The organism is Vulgatibacter sp. (genome assembly GCF_041687135.1).
Classification (GTDB): Bacteria; Myxococcota; Myxococcia; order Myxococcales; family Vulgatibacteraceae; genus JAWLCN01.
On record NZ_JAWLCN010000003.1, the window covers coordinates 298,079 to 317,389 of the forward strand.

General features: G+C 70.7%; 19 protein-coding genes. 7 read left to right on the forward strand and 12 right to left on the reverse strand.

Going from position 1 to position 19,311, the window contains the following annotated elements; genetic code table 11:
* Window positions 1-49: 49 nt before the first annotated feature.
* Window positions 50-1,015, reverse strand: coding sequence for a DUF2804 domain-containing protein (locus tag ACESMR_RS08660; RefSeq protein WP_373046655.1), 966 nt, complete (start codon window positions 1,013-1,015; stop codon window positions 50-52).
* Between the two features lie 150 nt (window positions 1,016-1,165).
* Between ACESMR_RS08660 and ACESMR_RS08665 the strand changes: the two genes are divergently transcribed.
* Entirely contained in the window at window positions 1,166-1,687 is a 522-nt protein-coding gene (locus tag ACESMR_RS08665; protein ID WP_373046656.1) for a hypothetical protein, read from the forward strand.
* A gap of 66 nt (window positions 1,688-1,753) precedes the next feature.
* On the forward strand, window positions 1,754-2,389 hold the full coding sequence (locus tag ACESMR_RS08670; protein ID WP_373046657.1) for a phospholipid scramblase-related protein: 636 nt from the start codon (window positions 1,754-1,756) through the stop codon (window positions 2,387-2,389).
* On the opposite strand, the gene ACESMR_RS08675 is transcribed toward ACESMR_RS08670, so the two are convergent.
* Both ACESMR_RS08675 and ACESMR_RS08680 read right to left on the reverse strand, forming a co-directional pair.
* A complete protein-coding gene (locus ACESMR_RS08675) occupies window positions 2,386-3,966 on the reverse strand; it encodes a sensor histidine kinase (RefSeq protein WP_373046658.1) in 1,581 nt (526 codons plus the stop codon). The two genes, ACESMR_RS08670 and ACESMR_RS08675, sit on opposite strands and share 4 nt — an antisense overlap.
* 66 nt (window positions 3,967-4,032) lie before the next feature.
* Window positions 4,033-5,940, reverse strand: a complete 1,908-nt coding sequence (locus tag ACESMR_RS08680) for an AAA domain-containing protein (RefSeq protein WP_373046659.1) — start codon at window positions 5,938-5,940, stop codon at window positions 4,033-4,035.
* 88 nt (window positions 5,941-6,028) lie between these two features.
* Between ACESMR_RS08680 and ACESMR_RS08685 the strand changes: the two genes are divergently transcribed.
* Window positions 6,029-6,814 carry a ZIP family metal transporter gene (locus ACESMR_RS08685; protein ID WP_373046660.1) on the forward strand — a complete coding sequence of 262 codons (786 nt, stop codon included), beginning with the start codon at window positions 6,029-6,031 and terminating at the stop codon, window positions 6,812-6,814.
* Here ACESMR_RS08685 and ACESMR_RS08690 read toward each other — a convergent pair.
* The 3 genes from ACESMR_RS08690 to ACESMR_RS08700 all read right to left on the reverse strand — a co-directional run bounded on the left by ACESMR_RS08690 (window position 6,811) and on the right by ACESMR_RS08700 (window position 8,998).
* Window positions 6,811-8,298, reverse strand: a complete 1,488-nt coding sequence (locus ACESMR_RS08690) for an aminopeptidase P family protein (RefSeq protein ID WP_373046661.1) — start codon at window positions 8,296-8,298, stop codon at window positions 6,811-6,813. The genes ACESMR_RS08685 and ACESMR_RS08690 overlap by 4 nt on opposite strands.
* 79 nt (window positions 8,299-8,377) lie before the next feature.
* Window positions 8,378-8,509, reverse strand: coding sequence for a hypothetical protein (locus ACESMR_RS08695; RefSeq protein ID WP_373046662.1), 132 nt, complete (start codon window positions 8,507-8,509; stop codon window positions 8,378-8,380).
* A gap of 36 nt (window positions 8,510-8,545) precedes the next feature.
* Window positions 8,546-8,998 carry a MarR family winged helix-turn-helix transcriptional regulator gene (locus ACESMR_RS08700; protein ID WP_373046663.1) on the reverse strand — a complete coding sequence of 151 codons (453 nt, stop codon included), beginning with the start codon at window positions 8,996-8,998 and terminating at the stop codon, window positions 8,546-8,548.
* Window positions 8,999-9,122: 124 nt separating this feature from the next.
* On the opposite strand from ACESMR_RS08700, the gene ACESMR_RS08705 reads away from it, so the two are divergent.
* Window positions 9,123-11,684, forward strand: a complete 2,562-nt coding sequence (locus ACESMR_RS08705; protein WP_373046664.1) for a DEAD/DEAH box helicase — start codon at window positions 9,123-9,125, stop codon at window positions 11,682-11,684.
* A 105-nt stretch (window positions 11,685-11,789) separates the two neighbouring features.
* A complete protein-coding gene (locus tag ACESMR_RS08710; protein ID WP_373046665.1) occupies window positions 11,790-13,097 on the forward strand; it encodes an NCS2 family permease in 1,308 nt (435 codons plus the stop codon).
* Between the two features lie 7 nt (window positions 13,098-13,104).
* On the opposite strand, the gene ACESMR_RS08715 is transcribed toward ACESMR_RS08710, so the two are convergent.
* Window positions 13,105-13,512: a hypothetical protein gene (locus ACESMR_RS08715; protein ID WP_373046666.1), complete on the reverse strand. Its 408-nt coding sequence runs from the start codon at window positions 13,510-13,512 to the stop codon at window positions 13,105-13,107.
* A 130-nt stretch (window positions 13,513-13,642) separates the two neighbouring features.
* Between ACESMR_RS08715 and ACESMR_RS08720 the strand changes: the two genes are divergently transcribed.
* Window positions 13,643-14,410, forward strand: a complete 768-nt coding sequence (locus tag ACESMR_RS08720; RefSeq protein ID WP_373046667.1) for a DUF481 domain-containing protein — start codon at window positions 13,643-13,645, stop codon at window positions 14,408-14,410.
* A gap of 7 nt (window positions 14,411-14,417) precedes the next feature.
* Here the strand turns inward: ACESMR_RS08720 and ACESMR_RS08725 are convergent, their stop codons facing one another.
* From ACESMR_RS08725 to ACESMR_RS08735, 3 genes are all read right to left on the reverse strand, one after another.
* Entirely contained in the window at window positions 14,418-14,603 is a 186-nt protein-coding gene (locus tag ACESMR_RS08725) for a hypothetical protein (protein WP_373046668.1), read from the reverse strand.
* Between the two features lie 27 nt (window positions 14,604-14,630).
* A complete protein-coding gene (locus ACESMR_RS08730) occupies window positions 14,631-16,094 on the reverse strand; it encodes an RtcB family protein (protein ID WP_373046669.1) in 1,464 nt (487 codons plus the stop codon).
* A 62-nt stretch (window positions 16,095-16,156) separates the two neighbouring features.
* Window positions 16,157-16,840, reverse strand: coding sequence for an archease (locus ACESMR_RS08735; RefSeq protein WP_373046670.1), 684 nt, complete (start codon window positions 16,838-16,840; stop codon window positions 16,157-16,159).
* 340 nt (window positions 16,841-17,180) lie between these two features.
* Between ACESMR_RS08735 and ACESMR_RS08740 the strand changes: the two genes are divergently transcribed.
* Entirely contained in the window at window positions 17,181-17,552 is a 372-nt protein-coding gene (locus ACESMR_RS08740; RefSeq protein ID WP_373046671.1) for a cupin domain-containing protein, read from the forward strand.
* A 75-nt stretch (window positions 17,553-17,627) separates the two neighbouring features.
* Here the strand turns inward: ACESMR_RS08740 and maiA are convergent, their stop codons facing one another.
* Window positions 17,628-18,257 (reverse strand): maleylacetoacetate isomerase, encoded by a 630-nt coding sequence (maiA, locus tag ACESMR_RS08745; RefSeq protein ID WP_373046672.1) that lies wholly within the window; start codon window positions 18,255-18,257, stop codon window positions 17,628-17,630.
* Window positions 18,254-19,231, reverse strand: a complete 978-nt coding sequence (locus tag ACESMR_RS08750; protein WP_373046673.1) for a fumarylacetoacetate hydrolase family protein — start codon at window positions 19,229-19,231, stop codon at window positions 18,254-18,256. The genes maiA and ACESMR_RS08750 overlap by 4 nt, the downstream gene beginning before the upstream one ends.
* Between the last annotated feature and the right edge of the window lie 80 nt (window positions 19,232-19,311).

Sequence of the window (19,311 nt, forward strand, 5' to 3'; positions counted from 1 at the left end):
TTCTACCCGAGGGGTCTGACATTGGCATCGGGCCGCGGAAAAAAGGCAGTCACCACCGGGCCTTGTGGTCCTCGGCGACGCCGAAGATCCCGTCGACCTGCTGCCCGTCCACCTGGCCGGTCCACCGCCCCACCGGCTGCCGGTACCAGGAGGCGGCGATGCCGAGGTGCAGGTCCTTGCGCCGCACCGCCTCCACCTCGAGGAGGAGGTCCACCACGCCGTCGTCGGTGGTCACCTGCCATGGAGCCTCCGGCGCCTTCGGATCCCAGGTGAAACGGGCGGCGCCCACCGGGCGGGGCCTGCCCCGGACCCAGATCCCGTTCTCCAGCCCCTGGTTGAAGCCCTCGACGAGGTTGAAGCCGATCGGGTTCCCATCCCGCAGGCGCCCCGCCCCTGCAGCCCAGCGCCAGGACGTCTCCCTGGCGAGGAGGCCGTGGCTGTAGTCGAGGATCCCGCTGGCGCCCTGCCCCAGCTCGAGCCGCCGCTCCCCCAGCACCACCGACCCGCTCCCCCGCAGCGCCGCGTGTTTGCAGGTGACGTTGACCCCGCCGCCCTCCACCGGCGCCACCGCGGTCAGCGCCTCGCCGGCGGCCTCGAGGGCCACCGCGACCTCCACCGCCCCGAGCCTGCCGACCACCTCGGTCCTGCCACCCGCGGTGCGGATGGCGAGGCTGCCGCCGATCCGGGCCTCGAGGCCGTCGCCGGGCACGTCGCCCACGTGGACCGCGGTGGGCAGCGACAGCTTCTCCCCCTCGTGGAGGAGGCCCGTCTCCCGCTCCACCGCCCAGAGGAAGGCGTTCCCGGCGTAACCGAGATCGACGATGGCCCCACCCACCGCCACCGCCTCGTCGGCCACCGCGAAATATTGCCAGCGCTTCTCGCGCAGGAGGCGGGCCAGCCGCCCGAGACCGCTGGTGGTGGGCGCGAACGCGGTCTCCCTGCAGGCGCCGAGGAAGGTGCCGTAGCGGATCGGCGGATCGAAGGGACGTGGCGCTGCGGGATCGAGCGTCTGCAAGTGGAACCCCCTGGCGGCGACTCTACCCCGGCGGGCGAGGGCGGCGCCGTCGAGCCCCGAAACGGGGCTGGTGCTGCTGCACCCCTCGCCCAGCGGGCGCACCTTCGCTGCAGCGGTCCTGCGCGCCAGCAGGCCGGGGAGGAATGACGGATGAAGCGGACGATCGTGGCGATCGCGGCGCTCGGGCTGGTCGCGAGCGCGTGTTCGAGTGGCAAGGAGAGCCAGCGTGAGGACGAGACCGCGGCGCAGGCCGAGGTCGAGCCGGTCGCTCCCAAGATGGGCGTGCTCACCTCGGTGGACGCGCAGCGGCTGATGCTCGACAGCGCCGAGGATCCCGGTGACGACGAGGAACTCTTCGAGCGCACCACCCGCTCGGTGGTGATGCGGGACGGCTCCGAGATCGCCTGGGAGGAGCTCTCCGAGGGTGACGCCGTGCGGGTCACCTGGGACCGTGGCATCTTCGGTCCCGATCGCGTGGCACAGGTGGAGGTCCTCTCCGGCGAGGACGCCGACCAGGTCCGCCAGCAGGTCGAGTCCGGCTCGATCGGCATGGAGGAGGAGAACGGCATCGGCGGGCCGATGGAGCCCCGCGAGATCGAGCCCGAGAGCCCGTCCTCGGAGCCTGGCATGGGCCCGGGCGACAGCGCCCAGCCCGCCGAACCGATGTACTGAAAACGGGCAATGTCCGCGCGCCCCGCATAGGATTCGCTCCCGAACGAGCGAATCCGGAGCGCGAACATGCATACCGCACACTCTTCTTCGACCACCCTGCCCGCCCTCTCGGGCGTCACCCAGCTGCGGGTGCGGCAGAAGCGGGAGCTGGCCGAGGTCTTCACCGGCTGGGAGACCCGCAACCGCTACGAGATCGAGGACGAGACCGGGGCGCCGATCCTCTACGCCGGTGAGACCGGCGGCGGGGTCGGCGCCTTCTTCCTGCGCCAGTGGTTCGGCGGCAAGCGCCCCTTCACCATCGAGGTGAAGGATCGCGGCGGCGCCACCGTGCTCACGGTGAAGCGGCCCTGGCGCTGGTTCTTCGCCCGCGCCGAGATCCACGACGCCCAGGGCCGCCTCCTCGGCGCGATCCAGCAGAAGTGGGCGATCTTCTCCCGCAAATACGTGATCGAGGGCCCCACCGGCGCCGTCGGCGCGGAGCTCTTCGGCCCCTTCTTCAAGCCCTGGACCTTCGAGCTCAAGGTGCACGGCAGGGTGGTGGGCAAGATCGCCAAGCGCTGGAGCGGCATGCTCAAGGAGGCGTTCACCGACGCCGACAACTTCGGTCTCGAGCTCGCCCCGAGCGTCGACGACAGGCTCCGCCCGCTGTGCCTCGGCGCCACCTTCCTCATCGACTTCGTGCACTTCGAGAAGAACGACTAATCGCGCGGCAGGCGCAGCTCGAAGGTGGCCCCGCCGCCTTCCGCAGCGCGCACCTCGACCGAGCCCCCGTGCACCTCGGCCACGCGCTTGACCACCGCGAGGCCGAGCCCCTTGCCGGTCTGCCGGGTGGTGAAGAAGGGCTCGAAGATCCGGCTCGCGTCGGGCGGCGCGATCCCCGGGCCCTGATCCTCCACCACCACCGAGCCCAGGATCTCGTCGCCGCCGATCCGCACCGCCACCCTGCCGCCTGGCGGCGAGGACTGCACCGCGTTGCGCACCAGGTTCTCCACCGCCACCTGCACCAGGTGGGGATCGGCGTTCACCTGCACGGCCGGCGACGCCGCGATCAGCTCGACCACTGCCCGGTTGTCGATGGCGGCAGCCAGCTCGATCGCCCGCCGCACGAGGGGCTCCAGATCGATGGGCCGCACCCGCGGCTCGAGGGGCCTCGCGAGGTCGAGGAGATCGGTGACGAGCCCGTCGATCCGTTCCGCCTCCTCCTCGATCATCTCGAGCAGATCCTCGGTAGGCAGCTTGCCCGCGTTGCGCTTGAGCAGCGCCACCGCGTTGAGGATCGCCCCCAGCGGATTGCGCACCTCGTGGGCGAGCACCGCCGCTGCATCGCCCACCGCTGCGGCGCGCTCCTGCGCCACCAGCGCGTCCTGCACCTGGGCGATCTCCTTGAGCCGCTGCGCCGCCCGCTTGTGGTGGCGGGCGTTCTCGAGGGCAGCGCCGAGGTGCCGGGTGAAGAGCGCCAGCGTCGCCGCCGCCGCCGGGGTGAGGGATTCTCCCTCGACGACGAGGAGGCCGAAGGGCCCCTCCTCGAGACGGATCGGCGCGGCGAAGAGCCGGTGGCTCTCGAGCAGCGCCTCCGCCAGCTCGGCGCCGACACCGAGCCCCCGGGCAGAGACCCGCGCGTCCTGGAAATAGACGGGCTCGCCTCCGGCGAAGAGCCGTTCCGCCGCGGGGCAGGAGGTGAGCGGGAGCCGGACCGCGGTGATCGGCAGCCCCGCCAGCCGCTCGATCTGCTCGCGGGCTCCCTCGGGCAGGAGGCCGGGCCCGAAGCGCAGCTCCTCCCCCTGGAGCAACAGGATCGCCGCCCGCAGGCCCTGCCCCGCGAGCACGGCCATCGCCTTGTCGAGGACGTTCGCCTCGTCGCGGCAGCGCACGAAGGAATCGGCGGCGCCTGCCAGCGCACGCGAGAGGCGGCGGCTGAGCGCTTCGGCGTCCGCGTCGAGGACGAGAACGAGGCTCTCGCCGTCCCGTCCCGGCATCTCCGATTGGCGCATGCAGACCTCGCGCTCCTCGCCGTCCGCAGCGCGGATCCGCGCCCAGAGCGAAGGGGACGGGACCGCACCCTGCACCCGGGCCCGGTTGACCTCCCGGAGCCAGCCGGCGTCGCCGTGCGTGACGAAGCGGGCGAGGAGCGCCTCGGAGGAGGCACCGACGAGCGCCGCGGTCTGCAGGCCGAGGAGCGCCGCGAGCGCCCGGTTCGCGTAGACCACCACATCCCCGCGGAGCACGGCGAGCGGTACGGGCAAGGTCTCGAATACCTGCAGGTCCGGTCGGATCAGCACGGTTTGGGCCCCCTGGCGTCCGTCGCAGTCTACACGGACCGCGCGCGGCAGATGCACACCCGATGCTCACAAAGGCGCAGGCTCCGGCCATTCCCAGGCGCTCCGCCAGCCGCCGTGGGCCTCCGCTCCCGCGACGAAGCGCTGGTAGAAGGGATGGTGGGCGAGGGTCGCCGAATCCCCGACGACGAAGAGGTGCCTGCGAGCCCGGGTGATCGCCACGTTCATCCGACGGAGATCGGCGAGGAACCCGAGCGTTCCATCGGCGTTGGAGCGGGTGAGCGAGAGGAGGATCGCGTCCTTCTCCCTGCCCTGGAACGCGTCGACGGTGTCGATCTCCACCGCGTCGGAGAGCCCCTGACGCATCGCACCATCGCGCAGCAGCGCCACCTGCGCGCTGTAGGGCGCGATCACCGCCACCTCCGCGGCTGGCAGCCCCGCCTCGATCAGCTCCCGGGCCCGTGCCAGCACCAGCGCCGCCTCGCCGGGGTTGGCGAGGCTATCGCTCTGCGGCGGCGCCTCCTCCTCGAAGCCCTTGCCGGCGGTGTCGACGAAGAGGAGCGGCGGCGACTCCACGCCGGGCAGGTCGAGGCGCCTGCCCGCCACCGACGGGTGGGCGCGCAGCTCGCCGCCGTACATCTCGGCGGAGGGGAAGGACATGATCCGCTCGTTCATCCGGTATTGCTCGCGGAGCATGCGGCGCACGCCGTCGCCGTGATCGCCGAGGAGCCGTTCGAAGAGGCTCACCGAGAGGCCGAGCTGCCCCGCCTCCTGCGAAATCACCGTGGGCGGCAGCTGCCGGTGATCGCCGGCGAGGATCACCCGTTCCGCCCGGAGGAAGGGCAGCAGCGACAGTGGCTCGATCGCCTGGGTGGCCTCGTCGAGGAGCGCGCGATCGAAGCGCTCCTCCCGCAACGTCGAGCCGGCAAGCGCGGTGCAGGTGGCGCAGATCACCTGCGCCCTGGCGAGCACCGCCCGCACCGCGCGCTTCTCCAACCGCCGCGCCTCGGCGAAGAGCCGCCGCGCCTCGCCCTGTGCCTCCCGGGCGTTGGCGAAACGATCGCGGCTCCGCCCGCGGCTGCGCTGCTTGCGGGCGTAGCCCTGCAGCTCGAAGGCGTCGTCGAAGAGATCCCGCGCCACCTTGCGATCGGGATCGGCCTCCACGAGCAGATCGAGGGTGTGCTCCTGCAGCCGCTCCGCCACCCGGGCAGGATGGCCCACCCGCACCACCCGCAGGCCACGGGCGAGGCAGAGCTCGAGCAGGTGATCGACCGCGGCGTTGCTGGCGGCGGTGGCGAGGAGCCGCTCGCCGCGAGCCACCGCCTGCACCGCGATCTCACCGAGCACCGTGCTCTTGCCGGTGCCCGGGGGCCCGTGGACGAGGAAGAAGTCCTGGGCGGCGAGACCGCGCTCCACCGCGTCGCGCTGCTCGGGGTTGAGCGCGATCGCCGGCAGCGGCTGCACCGTATCGAAGCGAGCGGGCTCCGCGCCCAGGAGGGTGTCGCGGCGGCGTCGGAGCACGCCCTTCTCCCAGCCCTGCACCGTGCGCACCGCGTCGCGGGCGCGGGCGAAGGTCACCTCGTCGGCGGCGAGGTCGATCCAGAGCCGTCCCTCCGCCACGAAGGGCGGCGGCATCTCGTCGAAGGCGAGGACGAGCGAGGTGCGACTCCGCCGCGCCACCACCGCCGGCACCGGCACCTCGGCGTCGCTGCGCCGGGGACGCACCAGCACCGGCGCCCCTACGTCGATGCCCACGCCGAGGGGGCTGCGATCCTCCCGCTCCATCGTGACCAGCAGCCTGCCGCCGAGGCCGAAGCTCTCGTCCACCGCCTCGAGATCCGCGAGCGCCATGCCCCGGGCCAGCTGCTCCTCCGGCGAGAGGGTGGCGCGCAGCTCCTCGAAGCGGCGGCGCTGCCCGTCGCGCTCGAGCTGGAGCAGGTGCTGCAGGTGGTCGAAATAGGCCGGCTCGCGGCGCATCGTCTCCTCCCGGCCGGCGCCCGATGCCCGATGCCCGATGCCCGATGCCCGAGTAGCCTGCCGTTGCTATCCAAGGTGGGAATGCGCGGTGAACCGCGCCCGTCGAATCGAGACCCCGATGAGCTGGGCCTGGCCCGTCCTCGCCACGCTGGTAGCCAGCGCCGCCGCCCTCGCCGGCAGCCTGCTGGTGTTGTGGCTGGGCCGCCTGCACCGCTCGCTCACGGGCCTGCTCCTCGCCTTCGCGGTGGGCACGCTGCTGGGAGCCGCGCTGCTCGACCTCCTACCAGAAGCGCTCGAGCTGGAGGAGGCCGAGGTGGTCTTCCCCCGCTTCCTCCTCGGCATCCTCGGCTTCCTCGCCTTCGAGCGGCTGGTGCGCTGGCGCCACCCCCACGAACACGATCCCGGGCACCTGCACGACCACCCGATGCAGGCGACGGTGCCGCTCGTCCTCTGGAGCGACGCCCTGCACAACCTGGTGGACGGCTTCCTCATCGGCGCCGCCTTCTCGAGCAGCACCGAGCTCGGCGTCGCCACCACGCTGGCGGTGGTGGCCCACGAGATCCCGCAGGAGGTCGGCGACTACGCCGTGCTCCTGGGGGCGGGCATGCACTGGAAGCGGGCGCTCTTCCTCAACTGGCTGGTGCAGCTGCCGCCGGTCGCCGCCGCCGCGGGCACCTTCCTGCTGGGGCAGCAGGTCGACGGCGCGATCGCGTGGCTCCTGCCGCTGGCAGCAGGGAGCCTCGTCTACATCGCGCTCGCCGATCTCGTTCCGTCACTCCACCACCGGGCGGCGGGGCGCGCCGCCCTGGTGCAGTTGGCGGTGGTGGCCGCGGGCGTCGCCGCGATCGCTGGCGTCGGCGCGCTCGTGCACTAACGCTTCTTCTTCTTTGCCGCCTTCCACACCGAGGCCATCCAGCCTTCGATCTCCTTCACGGTGTGGGGGATGTTCTCGGAGAGGTTCTTCACCCCGCGGGCGGTGACCGCCACGTCGTCCTCGATGCGCACGCCGATGCCGCGGTACTTCGCGGGGACGGTGAGATCGTCTTCCTGGAAGTAGAGCCCCGGCTCCACGGTGAGGACCATGCCCGGCTGGAGCTTGCCGTATTTGTAATTTTCCATGCGGGCCTGCGCGCAGTCGTGCACGTCGAGGCCGAGCATGTGGCTCACGTTGTGAAGCGAGTAGCGCTTGTAGAACTGGTGCTCGTCGGCGAGCGCCTCCTCGGCGCTCTCGAGGATGCCCAGCCGCTCCAGCCCCTCGGCGAGGATCCGCATCGCCACGCGGTTGGGCTCCATGAAGTCGTTGCCCGGCTTCACCGCTGCGATGGCGGCGGTCTGCGCCTCGAGCACCAGCTCGTAGATCTCCCGCTGCTCCTTCGAGAACTTCCCCGAGACCGGCAGGGTGCGGGTGATGTCCGCGGTGTAGAGGGTGTCGCGCTCCACGCCGGCGTCGAGGAGCAGCAGGGTGCCGGGCTTCAGCTTCGCGTCGTTGCGGGTCCAGTGGAGCACGCAGGCGTTGCAGCCGGACGCGGCGATGGTGCCGTAGCCGACGTCGTTGCCCTCCATCCGCGCGCGGAGGTTGAAGACGCCCTCCACCTCGCGCTCGCTCTGCGCGAAGGCGAGGCGCTCGATCACGTCCTCGAGGCCGCGCATCGTCGAGTCGACCGCTGCCTGGAGCTCGCGGAGTTCGAGCTTGTCCTTGATCAGCCGCATCTCCGAGAGATGGACGGCGAGCTCGCGGTCGCGCGCGTGCTGCGCCCGGACGTGGTGGTCCACCTGGGAGGAGACGCCGCGGAGCACGCGCGAGGGACGAGTCACCCCGCCGCCCAGCCCGTCGAGGTAGGCCGGCAGCTCGGGCAGCCCGCGGGCCTCGTCGACGCCGAAGCGCACCTCGCTCTCCTGCACGCCGAGGCGCGCGCCCACCCACAATTCGCCCTTGTTGCGGTCGGTGTAGAAGGTGGCGTCGGAGCGGCCGGGGTTGGGCTCGACGAAGAGGATGTCCTTGTGGCCGCCGCCTGCCTTCGGCTCGAGGACGAGCACGCAGTCGGGCTCGACGTTGCCGGTGAGGTAGTAGAACTCCGTGCCGGGGCGGAAGCGGTAGTTGGTGTCGTTGGCCCGGACCTTCTCGTGGCCGGTGGGGATCACCAGGGTCTCGCCGGGGAAGGCGGCGGAGAGCGCCTTGCGGCGGGCGGCGAAATTCTCCGCGCCCTTCACCTTCGTCACCTTCGGCCGCCGCTCCTTCCAGCCGGTGAGCATGAAGTCGAGGAGCGCCTGCGGCGCCGCGCTGTCGTGGCTCGCGGGCTTCGGCGTCGACTCGGAGGGGACGATCGGGGTCTTCTGGCGGGAGGCTTTGGTACGCATGCGCGTCACTGTAGCCTTCGGCGCCGCCCGTTCAAGTCCCGCGGGAGCTGCAGGCGGCCCCAGGGGGATATCGAGACGATCAGGCAGCGGCGGTGGCGAGCGCCTCGCGCCGCGAGCCGGCCCGGGCGGTGTCGAGGCCGAAGCGGCCGCCGCCCACGAAGATCAGGCTGGCGAGGACTCCGTGGGTGATGGCGTTTGGTTCCCCCTTCAATGCTTCAAGTTCGAATTTGTTTCCCGCGGCGGCCTTTCAGCGGGCGACGGCGACGCCGAGCTTCTTGCAGAGCCGCCCCAGCCCCTCCTGCTCGTCCGGCTCCAGCGCCGCGAGCGCCTCGACGATGCGCGCCAGATGCCGGGGGAAGACCGCAGTGATGAGCCGCTTCCCCTCGTCGGTGAGGTGGACGGTGACGAAGCGCCGGTCCTCCTCGCTGCGGACGCGCTGCACCAGGCCCCGCTTCTCGAGGTTGTCGACCACGGTGGTCACGTTGCCGCCAGAGGTGAGGAGCTTCTGGCCGAGGTCCCGCTGGCACAGCGGCCCAAGGTGGAGGAGCGCCTCGAGGATCCCGAATTGCGAGCCGGTGAGCCCCTCCTCGTCGAGCCGGCGCTCGAGGGAGCTACCGAGGGAGCCCACGGCGCGCATCAGCTTGATATAGGTGTCGAGCGCGCGGATTTCGGTCTCGCTGCCCTTGTAGTGGGTGCCCAAGGCGCCTCCAATGGTTCAAATTCGAAGTAACGCCGGATCGAGACGCCGTCAAGGTGCGGGCCGAGCAGGCCCGCGATCACGCCGCGGCGAAGGACCTGCGCAGACCGCCTGTTGTAGGAAACCGATGAGCACAGCCAGCCTTCTGAAGCAGCTTCCCGCCGACGGCGCCGACACCACGGCGATCCTCGAGAATTTCGTTAACTGGGCTTCGAGCAAGGGCCTCGAGCTCTACCCGGCGCAGGAGGAGGCGATCCTCGAGCTGCTCGACGGCAAGCACGTGATCCTCTCCACCCCCACTGGCTCCGGCAAATCGCTGGTGGCGCAGGCGCTCCACTTCCAGGCGATGGCCGAGGGGAAGAAGAGCTTCTACACCTGCCCGATCAAGGCGCTGGTGAACGAGAAGTTCTTCGCGCTCTGCGACGCCTTCGGCCCCGAGAACGTGGGGATGATGACCGGCGACGCCTCCATCAACAAGGAGGCGCCGATCATCTGCTGCACCGCGGAGATCCTCTCGAACCTCGCCCTCCGCGATCCCGGCGCGCGGATCGACTGCGTGGTGATGGACGAGTTCCACTACTACGGCGACAAGGACCGCGGCATCGCCTGGCAGGTGCCGCTGCTCATCCTGCCGAAGACGACCTTCCTCCTGATGAGCGCCACCCTGGGCGACACCACGCGGATCGAGCAGGGGCTCGAGGAGGTCACCGGCAGGAAGGTGGCGGTGATCCGCGGCGCCGAGCGGCCGGTGCCGCTCGAGTTCGACTACAGCGAGGTCCCGCTCCACGAGACGATCGAGAAGCTGGTGGAGAAGGACCGGCACCCGATCTACCTGGTCAACTTCTCCCAGAAGGCCGCGGCGGAGCAGGCCCAGAACCTGATGAGCGTGAACTTCTCCTCGAAGGAGGAGAAGGCGAAGATCGCCCAGGCCCTCGAGGGCACGCGCTTCGACACGCCCTACGGCAAGGAGCTGCAGCGCTTCCTCCGGCACGGCATCGGCCTCCACCACGCGGGCCTCCTGCCGAAGTACCGGCTCCTCGTGGAGAAGCTCGCGCAAGCCGGTTTGCTCAAGGTGATCAGCGGCACCGACACCCTCGGCGTCGGCGTCAACATCCCGCTGCGCACGGTGCTCTTCACCCAGCTGTGCAAATACGACGGCGAGCGGGTCGGCGTGCTCACCGTCCGCGACTTCCTCCAGGTGGCGGGGCGCGCGGGCCGCAAGGGCTTCGACGACCGCGGTTACGTGGTGGTGCAGGCGCCCGAGCACGTGATCGAGAACATCAAGATCGCGGAGAAGCAGGCGGCCAACCCGAAGAAGAAGGTGCAGAAGAAGCCGGCGCCGACCAAGGGCTACGCCCACTGGGACAAGCAGACCTTCGAGCGGATGTTCTCCAAGCCGCCCGAGGCCCTCGAGTCGCGCTTCGACGTGACCCACAGCCTGCTGCTCACGCTGATGCAGGCAGACGGCCGCGGCGACGTGGGCTACCCGCGCCTGCTCACCATGATCCAGCGGGCCCACGTGCACGACGCGGCGAAGAAGCGCTTCAAGCGCCTCGCCGCCGCCCGCTTCCGGCAGCTGCGCAAGGCGGGGCTCGTCGCCCTCACCGAGTGGCACGGGCGCAAGGGCCGCGCGGTGGAGGTCGATCCCTCGCTCCAGGAGGATTTCTCCATCCACCACACCCTCTCCCTCTACCTCCTCGAGACGCTGGCGCGCCTCGACAAGGAGAGCGAGAGCTACGCCCTAGACGTGCTCACGCTGGTGGAATCGATCCTCGAGAACCCGTGGACGATCCTCTACAAGCAGCTCGACAAGGCGAAGGGCGAGAAGGTCGCCGAGCTCAAGGCGCAGGGGATGGACTACGAGGACCGCATGGCGGAGCTCGAGAAGGTCGAGTACCCCAAGCCCCTGCGCGAGTTCGTCTACGAGACCTTCAACGCCTTCGCCGACAAACATCCCTGGGTCGGCGAGGAGAACATCCGGCCCAAGTCGATCGCCCGGGAGCTCTACGAGAGCCTCTCGAGCTTCGACAACTACGTGCGGGATTACGGCCTGCAGCGCAGCGAGGGCGTGCTGCTGCGCTACCTCACCGATGCGTACAAGACGCTGACGCAGACGGTCCCGGAGGCCTACCACGACGAGCGCGTCGACGAGGTCGTCGCCTTCCTGCGCACCACGCTGCGCGGCGTGGACTCCTCCCTCCTCGACGAGTGGGAGTCGCTGCGCAGGCCGGGCCAGAAGGTCGAGATCGCCGGCGTGGAGGAGAAACCCTACGACCTCGCCGAGGATGCACGGGGCCTGCGCCTCCGCGCCCGCGTCGAGCTCCATCGCCTCCTCAAGGCGGCCTCGCTGCGTGATTGGGAGAGCGCCCTTGCAGCCCTGCAGCCCGGCCACGAGTGGACCGCGGAGAAGCTCGAGGCGGAGCTCGCTCCCTTCTTCGAGGAGTTCCGCGCCATCGACACCACGCCCTTCGCCAGGCAGGCGCACTTCACCAGGCTCGAGCAGAAGGAGCCCAGGCTGTGGGAGGCGCAGCAGCGCCTCGTGGCGCCGCAGGCTGCGGCCGCAGCGCTGGGGGACGAGGAGGACGAGGAGCGCGGCGCCACCGAGTGGGCGCTCTTCTGCACGATCGATCTGCGCGGGCCCTACGACGACACGCAGCCGCTCCTCACCCTGCAGCGCATCGGCGCCTGAGCTCGCTGCAGGGGGTGGACGTTCTGTCCACCTCCCCTCGATCTGCGGTATGAGCCCCCCTTCCACCGGGGGCTTCTGGCGCCGCCTCGCGGCAGCAGGTCGAGCATGGAACGAATCGAGCGCTTCTTCCGGATCCACGAGCGGGGATCCACCGTCGGAACCGAGGTCCGCGCCGGCGTGGCCACGTTTCTGACGATGGCCTACATCCTCTTCGTGAACCCGCAAATCCTCGCGGAGGCGGGGATGCCGGTGGCCGACGTCACCATCGCCACCGCGCTCGGCGCTGCGATCGCCACCCTGGTGATGGGGCTCTACGCCAACTACCCCTTCGCGCTGGCGCCGGGCATGGGCCTCAACGCCTACTTCACCTACGGCGTCGTCCTCGGGATGGGCGAGACCTGGCAGACGGCGCTGACCGCCGTCTTCCTCGAGGGCCTGATCTTCATCGGCCTCTCCTTCGGCGGCGTCCGCACCATCATCCTCAACGCCATCCCCCACTCGATCAAACGCGCCACCGCAGCGGGCATCGGCCTCTTCCTCGCGCTGATCGGCTTCCGCAACGCAGGGCTCGTGGTGGACAACCCGGCGACGCTGGTGGGCCTCGGCGATCTGCAGTCGTGGCCGGTGCTCCTCGCGCTCCTCGGCGTGGCGCTCATCGCCGCGCTGGAGAGCCGGAAGTTCAAGGGCGGCATCCTCGTCGGCATCGTGGCGATCACCGTGATCACCTGGCTCACCGGCCTCGCCGCAGCACCCGCCTCCTTCTTTTCCATGCCCTCGTTCCCGAAGGAGACCTTCCTCGCCTTCGAGTGGGATCACCTCTTCACCGGCAAGCTCCTCACCGTGGTGATCGCCTTCCTCTTCGTCGACATCTTCGACACCGCGGGCACGCTCCTCGGCGTGGGCCGCGTCGCGGGTTTCCTGAACGAGAAGGACGAGCTGCCCAACGCCAACAAGGCCTTCACCGCCGACGCGGTGGGAACGGTGGCCGGCGCCGCGCTGGGCACCAGCACCGTCACCACCTTCATCGAGTCGGGGGCCGGCGTGGAGGAAGGGGGCCGCACCGGCCTTACCGCGGTGGTGGTCTCCTTCTTCTTCCTCCTCGCGCTCTTCTTCACGCCGATCTTCACCGCCGTTCCCGCGGTGGCCACCGCCCCCGCGCTGATCGTGGTCGGCGCGCTGATGATCGGCGGCGTGGTGGATCTCGACTGGCGCAGGCTCGACGAGTCGGTGCCGGCCTTCCTGACCGTGGCGATGATGCCGTTCACCTATTCGATCGCGAACGGCGTCGTCTTCGGCCTGCTCTCGTGGGTGGTGATCAAGGTGATCAGCGGCAGGGCCCGCGAGGTGCACGGGGTGCTCTGGATCCTCGCCGGGCTCCTCGCCGCCTACTACTCCTTCCTGCGCGTCGGTTGATCGCCGGTTAATCGAGGCTGCAGGAAGTGGCGCCGCCGTCCGCCACCTGGAGCGTGCCGAAGGGCGCGCCGTTGGCGCGGAGGCTGTAGCCGCCCGGATCGAGCGCCGGCATCCCGCAGGGGACGATCGCGCTGGCGCAGGCCTCGTCACCTGCCGCAGCGCAGCTGTCCTGCTCCACCGCGAGGAAGATCGCGCCGCCGTCGCGGCGCACGGTGCAGCGGATCTCGCCGCAGGGATCCTCCTGCCGGGCGGTCTCCACGTCGAGGGTGAAGGCCTCCCCCGGGGCGAAGGTCCCCTGGGTGCAGGCGTTCTGGACCTTCATGTCCTTCACGCCGTCGGTGCAATCGTCGCCACAGCCCGTGGCTACGAGGGAAGCCGCCAGCAGGGAGGCGGCGATGCTGAGGATGCGCTTCATCCCCGCAGGTTCGCACGGCGCCCGGCGCCTGCGGAAGTGGCTCGCGCCCCTGGAAGCCACAGCCCGGCGGTCGGTCGACCGGGATAGTTGCGATATAGGTGCGCCGCCTCGGGGGATCGAAGGAGTCCGCATGATCCGCACCGCACTCGCAGCGCTCGTCCTGCTGCTGCCGCTCGCCGCTCCCGCGGCCCGCATCGTCAACGTCCAGCCCGCCGCCTCGAAGGGCGCGGTCGAGGGGATCAGCGGCGAGATCTCGGGCCTGCTCAACTGGACCACCGGCAACACCGAGGTGACGCAGATCTCCGGCGCCGCCGCGGGTCTCTACCTCACCGGCCGCCACCGCATCTACCTCACCGCCCGCGCCTCCTACGGCCTCGACGACGAGGAGGCCTTCATCAACAACCTCTTCGAGCACCTGCGCTACCGCTACCGGCTCCTGCCCTGGCTGAGCCCCGAGACCTTCGTGCAGCACGAGTACGACGAGTTCCGGCGGCTGCAGCTCCGGGCGCTCTTCGGCCTGGGGCCGCGCTTCGATCTGCCGCTGCCTCGAGGATACGAGGTCGCCATCGGCACGGCGTGGATGCTGGAATACGAGCGCTTCACCGAGGGGGACGAGGTGGACGCAGGCGAGGAGGAGCTCAACCAGCGCTGGTCGAGCTACGTCTTCGCGTCGGCGATCCCCACCGACGGGATCGCGCTCACCCACACCACCTACGTGCAGCCGAAGTTCGACGAGTTCGACGACTACCGCCTGCTCAGCGAGACGGCGGCGATCCTCGACGTGAAGACGTGGCTCGCGGTCAAGCTCGCCTTCACCAGCGCCTACGACAGCGAGCCGCCGGACGGCGTGGAGAAGCTCGACACGAGCTTCACCACCTCGCTGCTCTTCCGGCTCTGACGGACGTTCAGCGCCGTCCGCCGTGGTCGGGGATCTTGCCGGGGCTGCTCCGGTTCGCAGGCGCCGGCGGCTGCGTGTCGCCGGTGGGCCGTGGCCCGCGGTAGTGGCCGCCCTCGATGGCGGCATCGGCCTTCTCGCCGGTCCGCTGGCTCTCGTGGCGATCGGTCGAGGTGTCTTCGGGTCGGTGCGGCATCTTCTCCTCCTCTTCGCGTTCTCGAATTCAGCCCTTCACCACGCCCACCGGCACCAGCCGCGCGACCTTGCGCGCGATGCCTGCGTCGTGGACCACGTCGACCACCCGATCGACGTCCTTGTAGGCGAGCGGCGCCTCCTCGGCGAGCTCGGCATTGGAGGCGCAGCGGACCACGATCCCCCGCGCCTCCAGCTCCTTGCGCAGCGTGGCCCCATGCACCTGCCGCTTGCTGGCGGTGCGGCTCAGCGCCCTGCCGGCGCCGTGGCAGCAGCTACCGAAGGAGAGCGCCGCCGCTGCGTCGGTCCCCACCAGCACGTGGGAGGCGGTGCCCATGCTCCCGGGGATGAAGACCGGCTGCCCCACCGCGCGGTAGGCCTTCGGGATCTCCGGGCTCGAGGGGCCGAAGGCACGGGTGGCGCCCTTGCGGTGGACGCAGACCTGCCCCTCGTCGTGCTCCTCCACCTTGGCGGTGTTGTGGGCCACGTCGTAGACGAGGTGGAGCTCGGCCCTGGGCCCGAGGATCCGCGTGAAGACCTGCCGCGCCCGGTGGGCGATGACGTGGCGGTTGCCGAAGCCGAAGTTGGCGGCAGCGGCCATCGCGGCGAAATAGCCCTGCCCCTCCCGCGAAGAGAAGGGCACGCAGGCGAGCTGCCGATCGGGCACCTCGATGCCGTAATGCGGCATCACCACGTCCATCACCTTGAGCCAGTCGGTGCAGACCTGGTGGCCGAGGCCGCGCGAGCCGGTGTGGATGAGGAGCGTCACCCGGCCCTCTTCGATCCCGAGGGCCTTCGCCGCGGCCCGGTCGTAAACCTCGTCCACCACCTGCACCTCGAGGAAGTGGTTGCCGCCGCCGAGGGTGCCGAGCTGATCGTGGCCACGATTCTTCGCCCGCTCCGTCACCTGCTCGGAGCGCGCCCAGGGGAGCCTGCCACCGGATTCCATCCGCTCGAGATCCTCGGGGAGGCCGATGGAGAGCTCCGTGACCAGATAGGGCACGCCCTCGTTGAGCAGGTGATCGAGCTGCGCCCTGTCGAAGGCGAGCTGCTTGCTGGCGCGGCCGAAGCCCGCGGGCACGCTCCGCGAGAGCTCGTGGACCACCGCCTCGATCCGGTCGCCTACCGCCGCGTATTCGATCGCCGAGGTGAGGAGCCGCACGCCGCAGTTGATGTCGAAGCCGATGCCGCCTGGGGAGACCACGCCGTCGGGCAGCAGCGTCGCCGCCACGCCGCCCACGGGGAAGCCGTAGCCCTCGTGCATGTCCGGCATGCCGTAAGCCGCGCGGACGATGCCGCGCAGCGTGCTGACGTTGACGAGCTGATCGAGGGAGCGATCCCGGGCCATCTGCTCGGCGAGGACCTCGTCGGCGAAGACGCGGGCAGGCACCAGCATGTCCGGGCGGAAGTCGGTCCCCACCTCGTAGAGGCGGCTCCCGATCCGCTGCAGATGCGGCCGCGGCGTCGGAACGTGGACTTCGAGCTGTGGCTCCATCGCGGACCTCGTCGTGCGGACGTCAGGCCAAGCCTGCGCACGACGCGCGCGTCCCGCCCGCCCTATACGTCGAGGACCAGCCGTGCGGAGAAGCCCTCCGCCCCCTCCTCCACGTGCAGGTCGTGGAAGGTGGCGGCCTTCACCGCGGTCTTGAACTCGCGCGGAACGCAGCCGTGGATGCGCGCGCGGAGCCTGCCGCCGTCCGCCGCCTCGATCTCGAGGGCGGGGAAGACCTGGCCGGTGGTGTCGACGCGGTAGATCAGCTCGTCGACGAGGGCGACGAGAAGCGCCTCCCGATCGCGCCCCTCCACCTCGATCGTCGCCCCTTCGCCGCCCTCGCACGAGGCGCCGGGGGCCATCAGCTCGGCGAGGGCGCGGCCCGCCTCCCGGTAGAGCCCCGGCAGATCGGGCGCCTGGAGGTGGACGCGGACCTCGCCGGTGTGCTCGTCGAAGTGGTGCGTGCCCTCGTGCATCGCAGATCCATGGTCACGGCTGCGGCGCCCACCAAGTCGGGGCGGTGTACGGTCAGAGCACCGCCAGCTCCCCGGCGGCCCCGGAGGAAAGGCCTCGTCGATCCGCTGGAGCTCGTCCGCGGAGAGCAGCAGATCGCCGGCCTCGGCGTTGTCGACCACGTGGCCCGGGTCGCTCGACTTCGGGATGGTGAAGAGCAACGGATCGCGCACGAGGAAGGCGAGCGCCACCTGTCTGGCCGTGGCGTCGCGGGCCCGGGCGATCGCCTCGAGCACCTGGCCCCCCGGCGAGTGGGCCGGCGCGGTCGTCGGCTTCCATCTTCCAGGTGCCCAGCCCGATCACGGGGAGCCGGATGCCGGTCCAGCCGAAGCGCTTGTTCCGCAGGTGCGAGCGCCTCCTTTCGCTGGTGGAGCATGTGCCCAGGCGGCCGGCGGTGCCAACCCGGCCCTTTGCCGCCCTCCCCCGCGTCGTGGGATATCGCCCGCCTGCATCGCGCTCGAGGCAGCGCAGTGTCCGAAAGCGGGCAGTCGCATCGCCCCGGGTTGAAGGGAAACGACGCGGCGGTGCGTCGCTTGGGCTTGGAAGAAACGCCAGCCCGGGGGGGATGGGATGAAGGTGATTCGGTCCGCAGAGGTGGAGGAGTACGGGGTCGGTGGGCATGCGGTGGCAGGGCTGGTGGCCCCGAGCCGTGGCGGCAGCGAGCTGACGCTGCAGCAGGCCCGGCTCGCCCCGGGCGCAGCCACACCGGAGCATCGGCACGATCGCGAGGAGCTGGTGGTGCTCGCCTCCGGCGTGCTCGAGGTGGCCTGCGGGGAGAAGACGCAGCGGGTGCTGCCTGGCGACGTGGCGATCCTGCCGGCGGGCACCTGCCACCAGCTCGTCAACGTGGCCCACGAGGAGGCGGTGATGCTCCTCGTCGGCGGCGCCGGCGCGCGCTCCTTCTGCAGGGACGGCAGGGAGCTCCCCACGCCGCCCTGGCTGCGCTGACCGGAGCGGGGGCAAAGAAGACGGGCGGCGCCGCGAGGAGCGGGCCGCCCGATTCTCGTTCAGGCCCTGCGGCCTTCAGGCCACGGCGTCGGGCTGCGCGTCGGCGTGGGCCTTCGCGAAGGGCTCGAGCGCTGCGCAGGTGGCCTCGATCCGCGCCAGGGTCGGGTAGTCCGCCGGATCGATGCCGAAGCGCCGCGAGGCGTAGAGCTGCGGCACGAGGCAGACGTCGGCGAAGCTCGGCGCGTCGCCGACCAGGAACCTGCCGGCGCTCTCCGCCGCCTCCACCTCGAGGGCGGCGAGCCCCTTGCGGATCCAGTGGGCGGCCCAGGCCTTCTCGTCGGAGCCGAGGGCCTTCACCTGCTGGATCACGCCGAGGTTCTGCAGCGGCTGGATCCCCGCGTTGATCACCTCGGCGAGCTGCCGCGCCTTCGCCCGGGCGAAGGGCGCCGCGGGCAGCAGCGCCGGCGCCGGATGGGTCTCCTCGAGGTATTCGAGGATCGCCATCGACTGCGCCAGGCGGACGCCGTCCACCTCGAGCACCGGTACCTGCTCCATTGGGTTGCGGCGCTGGTGCGCCGCGCCGTGCTGCTCGCCCCCGTCCTTCACCAGGTGGACGGGCACGTATTCGTAGGCGAGCCCCTTGAAGGCCAGCGCGATCCGCACCCGCCAGGAGGCGGAGCTGCGCCAGTAGCCGTAGAGCTTCACTTCTGCACCACGCGCTGGCGGATGCGGCCGAAGAGGCTCCTGCCCGCCTCGTCGAACATCTCGATCTCGACCAGGTCGCCGGGCTTCATGAAGGGCGTCTTCGGCGAGCCGGACTCGATGATCTCGACCATCCGCTGCTCGGCGAGGCAGGAGATGCCCCGGGCCCGATCCTCGTTGGAGACGGTGCCCGAGCCGACGATGGTGCCGGCGGTGTAGCTGCGGGTCTTGGCGATGTGCTGCACGAGGTCGAAGAAGGAGAAGTGCATCTCCGGCCCCGCATCCGTGTCGCCGACCAGCTCGCCGTTGAGCCAGGTCTGGAGGCGCAGGTGGACGCGCCCCTCCTTCCACGCACCGCCGAGCTCGTCGGGGGTGATCGCGAAAGGCGAAAAGGCCGAGGCAGGCTTGGACTGGAAGAAGCCGAAGCCCTTCGCCAGCTCGGGCGGGATGAGGTTGCGCAGGGTGACGTCGTTGACGAGCATCAGCAGCTTGACGTGCCGGCCTGCCTCGGCGGCGGTGGTGCCCTGCGGCGTGTCGTCGAGGACGACGGCGATCTCCGACTCGAAGTCGCAGCCCCACTCCACGTCGGCGAGCGGGATGTCGTCGGTGGGCGCGAGGAAGGCGCCCGAGCCGCCCTGGTAGACGAGGGGATCGGTGCGCAGGGTCGGCGGCGGCTCGGCGTTGCGGGCCTTGCGCACCAGGATCACGTGGTTGATGTAGGCCGAGCCGTCGACCCACTCGTAGGCGCGGGGCAGCGGCGAGGCGAGCTGCTCCACCTCCACCGGCGTCCCCTCGACCTCGCCCTTCTCGAGCCGATCGGCGAGGGCGCGGAGCTTCGGCTCCACGTTGGCCCAATCGTCGAGCGCGGCCTGCATCGTCGGAGCGATGCCGGTGGCCTTGGCGAAGACCGCGTGGTCGCGGCGCACGACGACGAGCGTTCCGTCCCGGGTTCCATCACGCAGGGTGGCGAGCTTCATCCCTCTCCTCGTTCCTTGCAGGCCGTGAGCGGCCCGCACCGGGGGTTGCAAGGGGTGCTTTTGGGACGAGGCCCGCGCCT

What these genes read in the sequence shown, in the direction of transcription:
- ACESMR_RS08720 (WP_373046667.1), top strand. Translation starts at nt 13,643, where the DNA reads ATGATCCGCACCGCACTCGCAGCGCTCGTCCTGCTGCTGCCGCTCGCC.
- ACESMR_RS08690 (WP_373046661.1), bottom strand. Translation starts at nt 8,298, where the DNA reads ATGCGTACCAAAGCCTCCCGCCAGAAGACCCCGATCGTCCCCTCCGAG.
- ACESMR_RS08725 (WP_373046668.1), bottom strand. Translation starts at nt 14,603, where the DNA reads ATGCCGCACCGACCCGAAGACACCTCGACCGATCGCCACGAGAGCCAG.
- ACESMR_RS08730 (WP_373046669.1), bottom strand. Translation starts at nt 16,094, where the DNA reads ATGGAGCCACAGCTCGAAGTCCACGTTCCGACGCCGCGGCCGCATCTG.
- ACESMR_RS08665 (WP_373046656.1), top strand. Translation starts at nt 1,166, where the DNA reads ATGAAGCGGACGATCGTGGCGATCGCGGCGCTCGGGCTGGTCGCGAGC.
- ACESMR_RS08750 (WP_373046673.1), bottom strand. Translation starts at nt 19,231, where the DNA reads ATGAAGCTCGCCACCCTGCGTGATGGAACCCGGGACGGAACGCTCGTC.
- ACESMR_RS08715 (WP_373046666.1), bottom strand. Translation starts at nt 13,512, where the DNA reads ATGAAGCGCATCCTCAGCATCGCCGCCTCCCTGCTGGCGGCTTCCCTC.
- ACESMR_RS08670 (WP_373046657.1), top strand. Translation starts at nt 1,754, where the DNA reads ATGCATACCGCACACTCTTCTTCGACCACCCTGCCCGCCCTCTCGGGC.
- ACESMR_RS08680 (WP_373046659.1), bottom strand. Translation starts at nt 5,940, where the DNA reads ATGCGCCGCGAGCCGGCCTATTTCGACCACCTGCAGCACCTGCTCCAG.
- ACESMR_RS08710 (WP_373046665.1), top strand. Translation starts at nt 11,790, where the DNA reads ATGGAACGAATCGAGCGCTTCTTCCGGATCCACGAGCGGGGATCCACC.
- ACESMR_RS08705 (WP_373046664.1), top strand. Translation starts at nt 9,123, where the DNA reads ATGAGCACAGCCAGCCTTCTGAAGCAGCTTCCCGCCGACGGCGCCGAC.